Annotated in this window: 12 protein-coding genes; 8 read left to right on the top strand and 4 right to left on the bottom strand. The window is 75.0% G+C overall.

Going from position 1 to position 13,963, the window contains the following annotated elements; genetic code table 11:
* Positions 1-93: 93 nt before the first annotated feature.
* From ACZ5GH_RS05550 to ACZ5GH_RS05540, 3 genes are all read right to left on the bottom strand, one after another.
* Positions 94-318, bottom strand: coding sequence for a hypothetical protein (locus tag ACZ5GH_RS05550; protein WP_387751513.1), 225 nt, complete (start codon positions 316-318; stop codon positions 94-96).
* A gap of 128 nt (positions 319-446) precedes the next feature.
* Positions 447-587 (bottom strand): hypothetical protein, encoded by a 141-nt coding sequence (locus ACZ5GH_RS05545; RefSeq protein WP_387751516.1) that lies wholly within the window; start codon positions 585-587, stop codon positions 447-449.
* A 380-nt stretch (positions 588-967) separates the two neighbouring features.
* A complete protein-coding gene (locus ACZ5GH_RS05540) occupies positions 968-2,014 on the bottom strand; it encodes a YncE family protein (protein ID WP_464333610.1) in 1,047 nt (348 codons plus the stop codon).
* 125 nt (positions 2,015-2,139) lie between these two features.
* On the opposite strand from ACZ5GH_RS05540, the gene ACZ5GH_RS05535 reads away from it, so the two are divergent.
* The 4 genes from ACZ5GH_RS05535 to ACZ5GH_RS05520 all read left to right on the top strand — a co-directional run bounded on the left by ACZ5GH_RS05535 (position 2,140) and on the right by ACZ5GH_RS05520 (position 7,729).
* Positions 2,140-3,063: a LysR family transcriptional regulator gene (locus ACZ5GH_RS05535; protein ID WP_387751521.1), complete on the top strand. Its 924-nt coding sequence runs from the start codon at positions 2,140-2,142 to the stop codon at positions 3,061-3,063.
* 85 nt (positions 3,064-3,148) lie between these two features.
* Complete coding sequence (locus ACZ5GH_RS05530; RefSeq protein ID WP_464333609.1) at positions 3,149-3,679, top strand: hypothetical protein; 531 nt, start codon at positions 3,149-3,151, stop codon at positions 3,677-3,679.
* 146 nt (positions 3,680-3,825) lie between these two features.
* On the top strand, positions 3,826-5,457 hold the full coding sequence (locus tag ACZ5GH_RS05525; RefSeq protein WP_464333608.1) for a multicopper oxidase family protein: 1,632 nt from the start codon (positions 3,826-3,828) through the stop codon (positions 5,455-5,457).
* A 334-nt stretch (positions 5,458-5,791) separates the two neighbouring features.
* Complete coding sequence (locus tag ACZ5GH_RS05520) at positions 5,792-7,729, top strand: APC family permease (RefSeq protein WP_464333607.1); 1,938 nt, start codon at positions 5,792-5,794, stop codon at positions 7,727-7,729.
* A gap of 128 nt (positions 7,730-7,857) precedes the next feature.
* Here the strand turns inward: ACZ5GH_RS05520 and ACZ5GH_RS05515 are convergent, their stop codons facing one another.
* A complete protein-coding gene (locus tag ACZ5GH_RS05515; protein ID WP_464333606.1) occupies positions 7,858-8,463 on the bottom strand; it encodes a transglycosylase family protein in 606 nt (201 codons plus the stop codon).
* Between the two features lie 423 nt (positions 8,464-8,886).
* Between ACZ5GH_RS05515 and ACZ5GH_RS05510 the strand changes: the two genes are divergently transcribed.
* The 4 genes from ACZ5GH_RS05510 (at position 8,887) to ACZ5GH_RS05495 (ending at position 13,959) form a co-directional block, all read left to right on the top strand.
* Positions 8,887-9,534 (top strand): lysophospholipid acyltransferase family protein, encoded by a 648-nt coding sequence (locus tag ACZ5GH_RS05510; protein WP_464333605.1) that lies wholly within the window; start codon positions 8,887-8,889, stop codon positions 9,532-9,534.
* Between the two features lie 132 nt (positions 9,535-9,666).
* On the top strand, positions 9,667-10,764 hold the full coding sequence (locus tag ACZ5GH_RS05505) for a tetratricopeptide repeat protein (RefSeq protein ID WP_464333604.1): 1,098 nt from the start codon (positions 9,667-9,669) through the stop codon (positions 10,762-10,764).
* 85 nt (positions 10,765-10,849) lie between these two features.
* Complete coding sequence (locus ACZ5GH_RS05500) at positions 10,850-12,958, top strand: hypothetical protein (protein WP_464333603.1); 2,109 nt, start codon at positions 10,850-10,852, stop codon at positions 12,956-12,958.
* 53 nt (positions 12,959-13,011) lie between these two features.
* Entirely contained in the window at positions 13,012-13,959 is a 948-nt protein-coding gene (locus ACZ5GH_RS05495) for a phosphorothioated DNA-binding restriction endonuclease (protein ID WP_387751543.1), read from the top strand.
* Positions 13,960-13,963 lie beyond the last annotated feature (4 nt).

The raw sequence follows: 13,963 nt of genomic DNA, 5'->3' as shown, positions 1-13,963 counted from the left end.
GCGGTCGAGCGACTTCGGGAGGAGGCGGACCGGGTGGGCGACGGCGGTGCGTGCGTGGGGGAGCCGCCGTCGGGTGACCGTCCCGTGCGGGCGTCAGCGGGCGCCGTGCGGCGGGCGGGCGGGGCGGTCGAGCACGTTGAAGTCCGCGACGGCGAACCGGGCGAGCGCGGTCGGTCCGGCGACGGCGCGGTGGGCGATCGCGATGGCGCGGCCGACGGCGTCGACCAGATCGCAGCCGGCCAGGTAGAAGGTCAACCGGACGCCGCGCGGGGTGACCTGGACATGGACGTGCTCGACGCCGTCGCGCGCGGACGTCACGCCGTCCAGGGCCGCGAGCACGGCCCCGGCGGTCGGCCGGGCGTCCGCCGAGCCGCCCGCGGCGGCGGTCAGCAGGACGCCGACGAGGTGAACCGGAGGTCCCGGGAGGTGTGGGGGAGACCGGCCGGTCAGCCCCAGGAGAAGCCGTCGCCGGCCGAGGCCCGGACGGCCTCCGGCGCCGGACAGCCGGGGAACGCGACGGCCGGTGCGGTGCGGAGCCCGGTCGTCGCCCGGTGCACGGGGCCGCGGGAACGCGCGGAGGTGAACATGGGGAAGTCCTCCGAATCGTGGGGGGTTTCGGGCCGCGTTCGTTCGTCCGCGGCCTCTGCGGTCCCAAGATTCGCACGCGTCCCGGAGCGCTCACACGGGTTCCGGGGTGACACCAAACGCGTGGCAGCTTCGGGCCAGGGGCGGGTCACCGGGTCGACCCCAAGTGAGCTGCGCGGCAGCGGCCTTGGCAGGTTTGGGTCAGGCGGAAGCTGTCAGCTCCCGGCCGCCGGGCGTCCCGCGATGTGGACACCGGCGCGGTCCGTCCCCCGCCGGTGCGGCCGACGCGCCCCCGCCCCGCCGGTGCGGCCGAACGCCCCGGGCCCCTCGCGCGGAACTCTGGCGCGAGGGGCCCGGGGCGGGGGTGGAGGAGCGCTCGGGATCAGGCCGGGCAAGGGAGGTAGGCCAGGCCGTGGGCGCCCGGGTCGGCGAGCTTGGGGATGGTCAGCCGGGAGACCGGGGTCAGGGTGGCCAGGTCGATGACGTCGACGGTGGAGGACACCACGCTGGCGACGTAGGCGAGTTCGCCGTCCGGGGAGGAGGTGATGGTGAGCGGGAAGAGGCCCACCTCGACGGAGCCGATCAGCCGGTGGTCGTCGGCCCCGAACACGGTGAGACGGCCCGGGAGTTGACGGCCCAGCGCGTTGGCCGGGTCGGGAGCCAGCCGGACCTCGCCGGCCAGGATCCGGCCGGTCGAGGTGAGGTGGACCGGCAGGGCCGGGGACTCCGTGGGCAGGACGGCCGTGACGGTCGCGGTCGGGACGTCGATGACCCGGACGCCGGGGGCCGCCGCGGGGGCGGCGGAGGTGGAGAGGTACGGGCCGGCGGCGTAGACCCGCTTGCCGTCGGGGGAGACGGCCAGGCCCTCGCTGCCGGGGACCTCCACCTTCGCGGTCAGCACCCCCCGTTCGAGGTCCACCACCGAGACGAAGGGAGCCTCCTTGTTGGTGGCGAAGCCGGTCCGGCCGTCCGGGGAGACGGCGAACCAGTGCGGGCCGGGGGCGTCGGTGTCGATCCGGCCGAGCGGGCGGCGGGTCTCGGTGTCGATGACCACGACGCCGCCGGGGCGGTCCTCGCCGCCCTCCACGCTGACGTAGAGGCGGCGCCGGGCGGTGTCCAACGCCAGCCCGTGCGGGCCGTGTTCGGGGGCGAGGTCGATCACCTCGACGATCCGGCGGGTGTCGGCGTCGATGACGGTCAGCTCGGTGCGGCGGCCGCTGTTGGCGTGGTAGTAGCCCGAGCGGTACGCGCTGGTGCACCAGAGCAGCCGCTGGGTCGGGTCGAAGCACAGCTCGTGCGGCTCGGCGAGGACCTCGACGGTGTCCAGGAGCCGGTCGGTGGCGGCGTCGAAGAACGAGACGGTCGGACCGCTCTGGCTGACGACGGCGAGGACGTCGCCGGCGCGGGCGGCGCGGGAGGGCTGTGACATGAGGACTCCTCAGAAGGTTTCGCGGTCGTCTCCACCTTCGTCGGCGGCCCCGACCGGAACAATGCAAGAATCGGCATCGCATAGTTGCCCAGGACGCAAAGACACAGCTCGGGAGCGTACGGTCGATGGACCTCAACCTGCTGCGGGCGCTGGACGCCCTGCTCCAGGAGAACAGCGTGACCCGCGCGGCCGAGCGGCTCGGCACCTCGCCGGCGGCGGTCAGCCGGATGCTGGCCCGGCTGCGCCGGGCCGTCGAGGACCCGCTGCTGGTGCGCGCCGGGCAGGGCCTCGTCCCCACCCCGCGGGCGCTCGAACTGCGGGAGGAGGTGGCCGCGTTGCTGCGCGGCTGCGACGACGTGCTGCGGCCCGGCGCCGGGTTCGACCCCGTGCACCTCGACCGCACCTTCACGGTGCAGGCCGGTGAGCTGCTGCTGGCCCGGACGGCCGGACCGCTCGCCGAGCGGGTCCGGGCCGAGGCGCCGCGGGTGGACGTGGTGTTCCTGCCGGAGAGCCTGGAGGGCGGCCCGGCGCTGCGGCAGGGCCTGGTGGACGTGGAGCTGGGCGTGCTCGGGCAGCTGGACCCGGAGATCCGCAGCCGCGGACTGCTGAGCGCCTCGCTGGTCGGCCTCGCCCGCGACGGCCACCCGCTGTTCGACGGCCGCCGGATCACCGCCCGGCGCTTCGCCGCCGTCGACCACATCGGCGTCTCCCGGCGCGGCAAGCGGCTCGGCCCGATCGACACCGCGCTGGCCGGGCTCGGGCTGCGGCGCCGGGTGGCGGTCGTCGTGCCCAGCCACACCGGCGCGATGCTGCTGGCCCGGGACAGCGACCTGGTCACCCTCGTCCTGGCGGACTGGCTGCCGGACACCGTGGCCGCGCTGGGGCTGCGGACGTTCCCGATCCCGCTCGAACTCGCCCCGCTGGAACTGGGCATGGCCTGGCACCCGCGCAACTCGGCCGATCCGGGGCACCGCTGGTTCCGCGAGCACGTGGCGGCCGCGGTGCTGGGCGCCGGCCCCCGTGGGGCGGGGGAGCGTCCGAGGGAGTGAACGCGGCGCCCCGGCGCGGCCCCCGAGGTGAACTCGGGATACCCTGCCGGGGTACATCCAGGCGGGCGTCGACGGGAGGCGGAGGATGGTGCGGTCACGGCCGTTCGGCCCGCCGGTGCCGTGGGCGCCGCGCCTGCTGCTGCTCGCCGCCCTGGTGCTCGGCCTCGTGACCATGCACACGCTCGGGCATCCGGGCGGCGGACACGGGGGAGCTGTCGGCGCCGGCGGGCACGAGGGGGCCGGGACGCACGCCTCCGCGACGCACGGCTACGCGATGGGCGCCTCCGCGACGCACGGCTACGCGATGGGCGCCTCCGCCGTGCTCCCGGCGGCGGGTGCCGCGCACCACGGCCCGGCCGTCGAACCCGCGGCGGTCACCGCGGCCGCCCGCGCCACGGCCGACCCCGCCGCCCCCGGCGGCATGGACCCGATGACCGTCTGCCTCGCCGTCCTGTCCGGCTGGACCCTGCTGCTCCTCCTGGTCGGCCCGCTGCTGCGCCGCAGCGGCGACGCCGCCGCCGACGTCCGGGCCCGGCTGCTGCGGGCCGTCCGCGCCCTGCCCCCGCCCGGGGGCGGGCGGTTGCTCCTCACCCGGCTCTCGGTGCTGCGCCAGTAGGCGCGCGCCCGCCGTCCCGTGCCCGCGCCCGCTCAGTGGCGCCCGCGCGCACCTCCGCACGCCCGCTCGCGCCCTGCGGCGCCCGCGCACGGAACGGCCGACGCGACGTCCCGCACACCCACACACCGCACGAGGTGCACTCCGCCATGCGCACACCCACCCGTCGTACCGTCCTCGGCGCCGCGCTCGCCGCCGCCGGGACCGGCCTGCTCACCGCCTGCTCCTCCGACTCCATGCAGGGCATGGACCACGCGTCCATGAACCACGGCGCCACGAGCGCCACGTCCGGCCCGACCGGCCCGTCCGCCGCCCCGGCCGGCTACCTCGCCCCGAACGGCCCCGAGGTCGCCGCCGCCGAGGCCGCGCGCAACCCCGGACCGGAGCGCAAGGTCGCGCTCACCGCCACCGAGACCACCCTCGACCTCGGCGGCCGCACCGTCCGCAGCTGGGCGTACGGCGACCGGCTGCCCGGCCAGGAGGTGCGCGCCACCCTCGGCGACACGCTCGCCGTCACCCTCGCCAACCACCTGCCGCAGTCCACCTCGCTGCACTGGCACGGCCTCGCGCTGCGCAACGACATGGACGGCGTGCCGGGCCTGACCCAGGCCGACGTCAGGCCCGGCGCCTCCTTCGAGTACCGCTTCGCGCTCGCCCACCCGGGCACGTACTGGTTCCACCCGCACTCCGGCGTCCAGCAGGACCGCGGCCTGTACGCCCCGCTGATCGTCGAGGACCCCAAGGAGCCGCTGGCCTACGACCGGGAGTGGGTCGTCGTCCTGGACGACTGGGTGGACGGCGTCGACGGCAGCACCCCGGACGCCGTCCTCGCCGAACTCGCCCGGGGCATGGGCGGGACGGACCACTCGGGCGGCTCCGGGCACGACATGTCCGGGATGCCGGGCCACGACCCGGCGGGAACGTCCGGGACGGCCCCGGCCGCCCCGACCGGCCCGGCCCGGATGCTGATGGGCGCCCGGAGCACGCTGCTCGGTGGCGACGCCGGTGACGTTGCCTACCCGTTCCACCTGGTCAACGGCAGACTCGCGACCGCCCCGGAGACCTTCACCGCCAAGCCCGGCGACCGGATCCGGATCCGGCTGATCAACGCCGGCGGCGACACCGCCTACCGGGTCGCCCTCGGCGGCCACGAGCTGACCGTCACCCACACCGACGGCTTCCCGGTCGAACCGGCCACCACCCAGGCGCTGCTGCTCGGCATGGGCGAGCGCTACGACGTGCTGGTCACCGCCGGGGACGGCGCCTTCCCGCTGACCGCGCTGGCCGAGGGCAAGAACGCCACCGCCCTGGCCGTGCTGCGCACCGGCGGGGGCGCCGCGCCCGACGCCGCCGTCCGCCCGGCCGAACTGGACGGCCGGCTGGTCACCGCCGGGCAGCTCAGGGCCGCCCCGGCCGTCCGGCTGCCCGCCAGGCAGCCGGACCGCACGGTGCGGCTGGAGCTCACCGGCGGGATGGCGAAGGCCGACTGGGCGTTCAACGGCCGCGGGTACGACCCGGCGCAGCGCCACCCGGTGGCGGCGGGCGAGCGGGTGCGGCTGGAGTTCCGCAACAGCACCACCATGTGGCACCCCGTCCACCTGCACGGCCACAGCTTCGCGCTGCCCGGCGACGGCCCGCGCAAGGACACCGCGGTGGTGCTGCCGGGCGCGACCCTGGCCGTCGACTTCGACGCCGACAACCCGGGCCTGTGGATGGTGCACTGCCACAACGTCTACCACGCGGAGACGGGCATGATGACCGTCCTCGGTTACCGGGCCTGACCCAGGCTCCCCCCCCGAGAGAGAAAGCCTCCGGGTCTCGCCCCGGGAAGGGCCCCGAATTCTCCACCGGTTCGGGGTCCTTCCCCTCCCGGCATCCGGCCCACCTCGGCGTGCCGCCGCCGCCGACCCGCGCGGCCATGACGTTTTCTTAACGCGGCCGATGGCGGATTCCTGACGCCGGTCGCATAGCGTGTCGCACTGCCGTCGCTCGACGGCGTTCTTCCCGGGGTCTTCAAACAAGAGGTGCAAGGTGGTTTCGTCGGGTTCGACGGAGACGGCGGAGTCGGACGCGCCGTCCGCGCGAATACGCCTCCGCAGCTGGTTGCTGGAGGACGTGAGCGCGGCGAAGCCCGCGCAGCCGTCCACCGCGGAGGGCGCCCCGGAGGCGTCGCCCGAGGGCGCGGCCGCGGAGGACCCCGCCGCGCACGGTGCGCACCCCGGCCGGCGCTGGTGGCGGGTGATGTGCCTGACCGGCCTGGACTACTTCTCGACGCTCGGCTACCAGCCGGGCATCGCCGCCCTCGCCGCGGGCGTGCTGTCGCCGATCGCCACCATCGTGCTGGTGGTGGTCACCCTGCTCGGCGCGCTGCCGGTCTACCGGCGGGTGGCCAAGGAGAGCCCGCACGGCGAGGGCTCGATCGCGATGCTGGAGCGGCTGCTGTCGTTCTGGAAGGGCAAGCTGTTCGTCCTCGCGCTGCTGGGCTTCGCGGCCACGGACTTCCTGATCACCATCACGCTGTCGGCCGCCGACGCGAGCGCGCACCTGGTGGAGAACCCGCACCTGACCGGCGCCCTCGGCGGCAAGCAGGTGCTGATCACGCTGGTCCTGGTGGCGCTGCTCGGCGCGGTCTTCCTCAAGGGCTTCAGCGAGGCGATCGGCCTGGCGGTGTTCCTGGTCGGGACGTACCTGCTGCTGAACGTGGTCGTGGTGGCCGTCGGCCTCTGGAAGATCGTCGAGGCGCCGCACGTGGTCACCGACTGGACGGACGCGCTGACCGCCCAGCACGGCAACCCGATCGTCATGGTCGGCGTGGCGCTGGTGACCTTCCCGAAGCTGGCGCTCGGCCTGTCCGGCTTCGAGACCGGCGTCGCCGTGATGCCGCACATCAAGGGCGGCCCCGACGACACCGAGGCGAACCCGGCCGGCCGGATCCGCGGCACCCGCAAGCTGCTGACCACCTCCGCCGTGATCATGAGCTGCTTCCTGATCGCCACCAGCTTCATCACCACGCTGCTCATCCCGGCCGACCAGTTCAAGGCCGGCGGCGACGCCAACGGCCGCGCCCTGGCGTACCTGGCGCACGAGTACCTGGGCGGCGCCTTCGGCAGCGTCTACGACCTCTCCACCATCGCGATCCTCTGGTTCGCCGGCGCCTCCGCCATGGCCGGCATGCTCAACCTGCTGCCCCGGTACCTGCCGCGCTACGGCATGGCCCCGCACTGGGCCCGCGCGGTGCGGCCGATGGTGATCGTGCTGACCCTGATCGGCTTCCTGGTCACCTGGATCTTCGACGCGGACGTGGACGCCCAGGGCGGCGCGTACGCGACCGGTGTGCTGGTGCTGATCAGCTCCGCCGCCATCGCGGTGACCATCGCCGCGTACCGGAAGCGCGAGCGCGGCTGGACCGTCGCCTTCGCGGCCATCTCGGCGATCTTCCTCTACACCACCGTGCTGAACGTGCTGGAGCGGCCGGACGGCCTGAAGATCGGCGCCTGCTTCATCGCCGGGATCATCCTCGTCTCGCTGCTCTCCCGGCTGCGCCGCGCCTTCGAGCTGCGCGTCACCAGCGTGGCCCTGGACGACACGGCGGAACGTTTCATCAGGGACTACGCGCACCGCCCGCTACGGCTGATCGCCAACGAGCCGAGCCACCGCGACGTCGCCGAGTACCGCGACAAGATCCGCCAGATCCGCGCCGACAACGACATCCCCGGCGAGGACGACCTGGTCTTCGTCGAGGTGACCGTCCGCGACGCCTCCGACTTCGAGGCCGAGCTGACGGTGCGCGGCGAGGTGCTGCACGGCCGCTACCGGGTGCTCACCCTGGAGAGCTCCAGCATCCCGAACGCGCTCGCCGCGCTGGCGCTGAACGTCCGGGACCGCACCGGGCAGCAGCCGCACCTCTACTTCGAGTGGACGGAGGGCAGCCCCTTCGCCCAGTTCCTGCGGTTCTTCCTGTTCGGGCAGGGCGAGGTCGCACCGGTCACCCGCGAGGTGCTGCGCGAGGCGGAGCCGGACCGCTCGCGCCGCCCGCGCGTCCACGTCGGCTGACCCACCGGCGACGGCCCGCCCGCTCACCAGGAGCGGGCGGGCCGTCGGCGCGTCCGGGAGGTTCCTCCCGGTGCGGCGCCGCCCGCGCCGGGGCGGGCGCGGGCGGCGGACCGGGTGGGCCGGCGGGGTCAGGACGGGAGGTCGAGGACCAGGCCGGGGTGGATGAGGTCCGGGTCCTCCCCGATGGCGGCACGGTTGAGCTCGTAGAGCGCGGGCCAGCCGCCGGGGACCCGCAGGGCCTCGGCGATGTCGGCGAGGGTGTCGTTCTCGCGGACGGTCCAGGTGCCGTCCTTCGACGCGGCCCGGGCCGGGGCGGCCGGGGGAGCCAGGACGGTCTCGCGGCCGCCGTGGCCGCGGGTGGCGCGGGCGCCGCAGACAGGCCACGGGGAGAGGCCGCGGCGGTCGGCGAGGTGCTGGGCGACGGCGATCTGCTGCTCGCGGGTGGCGAGGTCGGCTCGCGGGGCGTACGCCGGGCCACCGTTCTCCCGCCAGGTCGGCTGGTCGAACTGGAGGCCGCCGTAGTAGCCGTTGCCGGTGTTGATGCGCCAGTTGCCGTTGCTCTCGCAGGCCGCCACGCGGTCCCAGTCGTACGAGCCGTCGCCCGCCCTCCCGGGGTCGGACCCGCTGTCGCGGCCCGGTGGCGCGGCGTGGGCCGCGGGGGCGGCGGCGAGGGCCACGGACAGGGCGCAGAGCGCGGTCGGGACGATGCGGCGCAGACGGGCGGTGGCAGGCATGGGCGGCTCTCAGGCTCGGGGACAGGACCGGCGCCGTCCGCGGACGGCGCCCTCCCACCCAGGCACGCCACACGGGGCGTTTCGCCGCCGACACGTCCGACAGGTCACCCGCACGGCGGCCCCGGGCCACTCCGGCGGCCCACGGCCGATCGGCCGTCACCCTCGTCACCGGGCCCGGCCGCTCCCCGATCCACGGGAACGGGGGGCTCTCATCCTTCCCGGCCGCCGACACGTACCTCGGGCACGAGACGAAGAACGACGAGCCCGTCCCCATGGTGGGCTCCGAGCGGGACGGCCGTGGACCGGATCACCGTGCGGCGCGGCCGACCCGGTCCGGTTTGAGTACTCCTACTCAGGCGGCCGGCGGCGGCGCCCGGCGAGCATGGAGGCGTCACTCCGCCGAAGTCCCACGAAGGAACCGCCATGCTCAGCCGGATCGCCGCCGCCCTGGTGCCCGCCCTCGGCCGTCTGTCCGTCACGTCCGAGGTCGCGGGCCCGGTCGCCCCGGGCAGCATCGTCGCGGCCAACCACAGCTCGCTCGCCGACCCCGGCGTGGTGCTGGCCGCGCTGCGCCGGCTGGGCACCGAGCCGGTGGTGATGGCGACCGCCGGGCTGTGGCGGGTGCCGCTGCTCGGCGGGGCGCTGCGGGCCGGCGGGCACATCCCCGTCCACCGCGGGACGGCCCGGGCGGCCACGGCCCTGGACTCCGCGGCGGCGGCCCTCGCGGCCGGCCGGGTCGTCCTGATCTACGGCGAGGGCGGCCTGCCCGAGCGCCGGGACCCGCACGACGCCGGGCCGCGCGCCTTCCGCACCGGCCTGGCCCGGCTCGCCGCGGCGAGCGGCGCCCCGGTGGTGCCGCTCGGCCAGTGCGGCGCCCGCCGCCTCAGCTCCGGCGGCGCCGCCAAACAGCTCGCCGGCTTCGCCACCGCCCCGCTGCGCCGCCCCGCCCTGCACGTCCACCTCGGCACCCCGCTCCAGCTGGCGGGCGACATCCCCGCCGCCACCGCCGCCGCCCACCACGCCGTCACCGCCGCCTGGCGCACCGCGCAGCGCCGCTGCCCCCGGCGGTGAGCCCCCGCATGGTCGCGCGACCGGTGTGCCGCGGCGCTGCGCGCCGGTCGGCGGAGCGGCTTGTCGGTGCGGGGTGGGACGGTGGGGAGCGCGGGTAGGCCGGGTGGGGGACGGATGACTGGGGAGGCGTGTGTGAGCGGGGAACCGAGCATCGACTGGGAGCCGCAGTACCGGGGGGACCGTACGCGTCCCGAAGTCCTCGCGTGCTTCGAGCGGTTCGTCTCCGCTCCGGACGCGGAGGGGCTGGCCGCGCTGAAGGCGGCGGCCCTGTCGGCCGACCCGCTCCCGGGGGACCTGCACGCACTGGCGTCGGCCCACCTGGTCGCGGGGCAGTTCGCGGAGGCGGTCCCGCTGCTGGAGTTCCTGGCGGACGCGGGGCCGGAGGACCCGGCCACGCGGTGCGACCTCGCCACCGGCTACACCCGGATCGGCGGGGTGGACCGGGCCGCCCGGGAGCTGGAGCGCGTCCTCGCGGCCCACCCCGACTGGGTCGCCGCCGAGCGGCAACTCGTCGACGTCCGGGCCTGGTTGCGGTGGCACGAGGCGTCCGTGGACGTGCTGCGGCAGCAGGCCGGCGTGCTCTCCGGACTGGTCGCCGACGGGCCAGGTGGCCCGGACGAGTGGCTCGCCCTGGGGAGGGTGCTGTACCAGCTGGCCGCGGTCCCGCGCAGCGGCGTGGACTGGCCGGACGTGGTGGGCGTCCTGGAGCGGGCCGACCACCTCGACCCCGACCGCGAACCGGTGCTGGAACTCCTCGCGGCGGCGGCGTACCGGGCGGGCGCCGAGGCCCGGTGGCAGGCGGCGGTGCTGGGGCTGGTGCGGGTCGCCCCCGGGTCCGGCCGCCTCGACCACTGGCGCTCGGCCCCGCCCGCCGCCGCGCCGGACCCCGACCGGCTGCTCGCCCTCGCGGCCGAGCCCGCGGAGACGCACGGCGCCGTCCGGGACCTCCGGTCGCAGTACCGGACGAGCCCCAACAACCCGGACGTCCTGCGCTGCGTGGTGCAGGCCGAGGCCGGCACCGGGAACGCGGCCGAGGCGCTGTGGCTGGCCGAGAGCCTCGCCGCCGTCGAGGAACTCGACTTCTACGGGCACGGCGCCCTGGCGATGGTCTACCGGATGCTCGGGGACGGCCGGGCCCACCACCATGCCGCCGTGGCGCTGGAGACGGCGCCGGACGAGGACGAACGGGCCGAGTTCCGGGCCCGGTACGACGGCCTGGGCAGCGCCTGACGGCGCCACGGGTGGCACTCTGCGGTGACGCGGTGAAGTTCCCGTTCTGCTGCGCTTGGACCGAATCGTGCGGTATTCATCTCCCATGACGACGGTCGATGAGCTTCGCGAAGACCTCGAACGCCTCCTGACGGCGGCGGAGCGGTGGCTGCAGAACCTGTCCTCCGCCCCCGACCTCGAGCTGGACGGCGACCAGATCGCCCGGGACGTGCGGCAGATGCGGAGCATGCGCACCCGCGCACTGTCGGCGATGCTGAACGTGGCGTTGGTCGGCAGCCAGTCCTCGGGCAAGAGCTTCCTGGTCAGCGGCCTGCAGCACGGTCTGAAGTACGTCGAGGTCGAGGAGGACGACGGCGGCGTCGCCGACCTCTACACGGGAATCCTGCCCTCGGCCTCCAACGCGACCACCGCCTGCCCCTCCACCGTCGTGCCCGTCCGGCGCGGCCCCTCCGATCCGGAGTTCAAGCGGGGCCTGCTGCGGGTCTGCTTCGCGGAGTTCACGGCGGAGGGGTGGGTGGAGATCGGCAGCGACCTCTCGCCGGCCGAGGTGGCGGCCTACGGCTCGGGCGACAACCTGCAGGACCGGCGGCCGGAGCACATCGGGCTCACCGTCAAGGAGATCGAACTGCTGCTCCAGGACCCGCCGTTGGCGGCCAAGCTCTACGACCTGCCCGGAGCGCAGTCCCCGGACCGGTCGCACGACGCGATCATGCGGCGGGTCTGGGCCGAGGCGGACTGCTTCATCTACGTCACCCAGGCGACGTCGAGCCTCTCCGACCCGGAGCTGGAACTGATCCGGGACCTGCACCGGCACCACCTGGAGACCGGGAAGAAGGTCCTGTGGGTGCTCACCGGGATCGACCGGGCGAACCAGCGGGACGCGACCACGCAGAAGCTGGCCTGGCGCACCACGCAGGAGACGAACAACGCCTACCTCTACCAGCACTTCGGCCACGGCCCCTACAGCGACGCCACGTTCATCGGGCCCGGATTCGTCGCCGTCTCTCCCGCCTGGGAGGCCCAGGCCGCCTTCCAGGAGGAGGACGGACAGGCGAGGATCGCCGGGCGGAACCGTCGGAACAGCAACATGGAATCGCTCCGCGCGCTGCTGTCCGGCCTGGTGGACGGCGGGGCGGGCTACCGGCACCTCGTCCAGATCGCCGACGAGGCGCGGCTGCTGGTCAAGCGCAGGCACCGCCCCGTCCTCGACCAGGTCGGCGCGCACCAGCTCTCGGTGAGCGACCTGGCCGACCAGCTCGCCGAGGTGCGGGAGCGCATCCGGAGGACGGAGGACTCCGCCGACCGGGTGAGCGCACAGCTGCGCAAGAGCCTCGACCGGCGGATCCGGGAAGCCGAGCAGCCCTTCGGGAAGCTCGCCGACCACCTGCACCGGGGGCTGGACGGGCTGATCGACGGCGGCAACCTCGATGCCGAGCACAACAACCAGATCGAGGTGCGGCAGAACCACGTGTTCGCCGAGTGGATGACCGCTCCCGCCGGGCCGGCCGTGCTCTGGCAGCACGCGCTGGAGGCGCTCAGTCAGGAGGGCCACGCCCTGCTGAGCGCGTCCCTCGGCGACGAGGAGAGCGACTTCCGGCTGGTCGCGCCCGAACCCTTCGACACCACGGGGATGCTGGGCTCCAGGCCTGAGCGCAGCCCGTCGGACCTCTACCGCATGGTGCAGACCGCGGGCGCGACCGTCGGGCTGATCGGCCCGGTCGCGGGGGGCACGGCCTGGCTGATGACGAGCCTCTCGCTGGCCACCCTCGCGCTGCCGGTGGCGGCCGCGGTCGCGGTCGGCGCGGCCGCCGTGGCCGGTGCCAAGGCGCTCAAGGAACGCGAGTCGGTCGTCCAACGGGCCCGCGGGGAACGGAAGCAGGCCATCGCGGGGCAGGTCGTCACGGCCCAGAACGACTTCAGGAAGGTGGCCGAACAGCAGGGCCTGCTGTTGATCGACGCCGTCGAGAACCACATCCAGCAGTACCGCAACCGGCTCCACGCCACCCTCCACCAGATCGAGGCGCGGATCAACGCGCCGGACATCGTGCGGAGCCGCGAGCTGGTCGGTCGGCTGACCCCGCTGAACGACGAGGGCAGGGAGCTCATCAGCAGCCTGATGGACATCAGCGACCAGGCGCGCGGCGAGCTCTCCCACTCCTCGACGACGCACGGCGGGCACCGAGGCGGGCACTGAGGCGGACTTGGCGGCTGCGGCCCCGCTACGGCTGCAGTACTACGCTGGCGGGCATGGACTGGCTCGACCGGGTGGCGCGGCTGAGGCGCTGGACGAAGCGCGGCGAGCGTGCGCCGCACAAGCCCTTGCTGCTGCTGTACGCCCTGGGCGGCTACCAGCGGGACGCGGAGGGCGAACTGCGGTACAGCGCGGTCGAGGAGGAGCTGAGACGACTGCTCGCCGAGTACGGGCCGCCGCGTCCGACGACTCCGGCCTACCCGTTCCACCACCTGGTCAGCGACGGGGTGTGGGAGGTCCGCACCGACCGGGGCCCGGGCAGCCCCGGCAGCGGGATCGGGGTCCTCCGGTCGAGCGGCGCCACCGGTCGGCTCGCACCCGCGCTGCGCGAGTCCCTGGCGGAGGACCCCGCCCTGCTGGGACGGATGGCCAGGGTGCTGCTGGACGTCAACTTCCCGTCCTCCCTGCACACCGAGCTCTGCGAGGCGGTCGGCCTCGACCTGGAGCGGGCCGAGACCGTCCTCGCGGGCGGGGCCGACACCGCGGCCCGGCGGCAGCGCGACCGGCGGATGCGTGAACTGATACTCACCGCCTACGAGTTCCAGTGCGCCTTCTGCGGCTACGACGGCGCCCTCGGGGCGAGCACGGTCGGCCTGGAGGCCGCGCACGTGCGCTGGTGGTCGCACGAGGGGCCGGACGAGGTCGACAACGGCCTGTGCCTGTGCTCGCTGCACCACAAGCTCTTCGACAAGGGCGTGCTGGGCCTGGGCGAGGGCCACCGCATCCTGGTCTCCGACCGCTTCGTCGGCCGCAGCGAGGCCAGCCGCCGCCACGTGCTCGCCCTGAACGGCCGCCCCGTGATCGGCCCCCAACCCGGCCGCCCGCCGGTCGCGGACCGGCACCGGGAGTGGCACGTGCAGCAGGTCTTCCACGGCGAACCGCGCCAACCGTCGGATTCGACGCCCTCCTGCGTGGCGTCGAGGCGGGCGGGTTCGACCACCTGACGAT

This window comes from Kitasatospora sp. Xyl93 (assembly GCF_055383135.1).
Note: the sequence above shows the minus strand (reverse complement) of the source record. Positions and strands in the feature narration are given on the sequence as shown.

What these genes read in the sequence shown, in the direction of transcription:
- ACZ5GH_RS05545 (WP_387751516.1), bottom strand. Translation starts at nt 587, where the DNA reads ATGTTCACCTCCGCGCGTTCCCGCGGCCCCGTGCACCGGGCGACGACC.
- ACZ5GH_RS05500 (WP_464333603.1), top strand. Translation starts at nt 10,850, where the DNA reads ATGACGACGGTCGATGAGCTTCGCGAAGACCTCGAACGCCTCCTGACG.
- ACZ5GH_RS05510 (WP_464333605.1), top strand. Translation starts at nt 8,887, where the DNA reads ATGCTCAGCCGGATCGCCGCCGCCCTGGTGCCCGCCCTCGGCCGTCTG.
- ACZ5GH_RS05495 (WP_387751543.1), top strand. Translation starts at nt 13,012, where the DNA reads ATGGACTGGCTCGACCGGGTGGCGCGGCTGAGGCGCTGGACGAAGCGC.
- ACZ5GH_RS05535 (WP_387751521.1), top strand. Translation starts at nt 2,140, where the DNA reads ATGGACCTCAACCTGCTGCGGGCGCTGGACGCCCTGCTCCAGGAGAAC.
- ACZ5GH_RS05540 (WP_464333610.1), bottom strand. Translation starts at nt 2,014, where the DNA reads ATGTCACAGCCCTCCCGCGCCGCCCGCGCCGGCGACGTCCTCGCCGTC.
- ACZ5GH_RS05515 (WP_464333606.1), bottom strand. Translation starts at nt 8,463, where the DNA reads ATGCCTGCCACCGCCCGTCTGCGCCGCATCGTCCCGACCGCGCTCTGC.
- ACZ5GH_RS05525 (WP_464333608.1), top strand. Translation starts at nt 3,826, where the DNA reads ATGCGCACACCCACCCGTCGTACCGTCCTCGGCGCCGCGCTCGCCGCC.
- ACZ5GH_RS05530 (WP_464333609.1), top strand. Translation starts at nt 3,149, where the DNA reads ATGGTGCGGTCACGGCCGTTCGGCCCGCCGGTGCCGTGGGCGCCGCGC.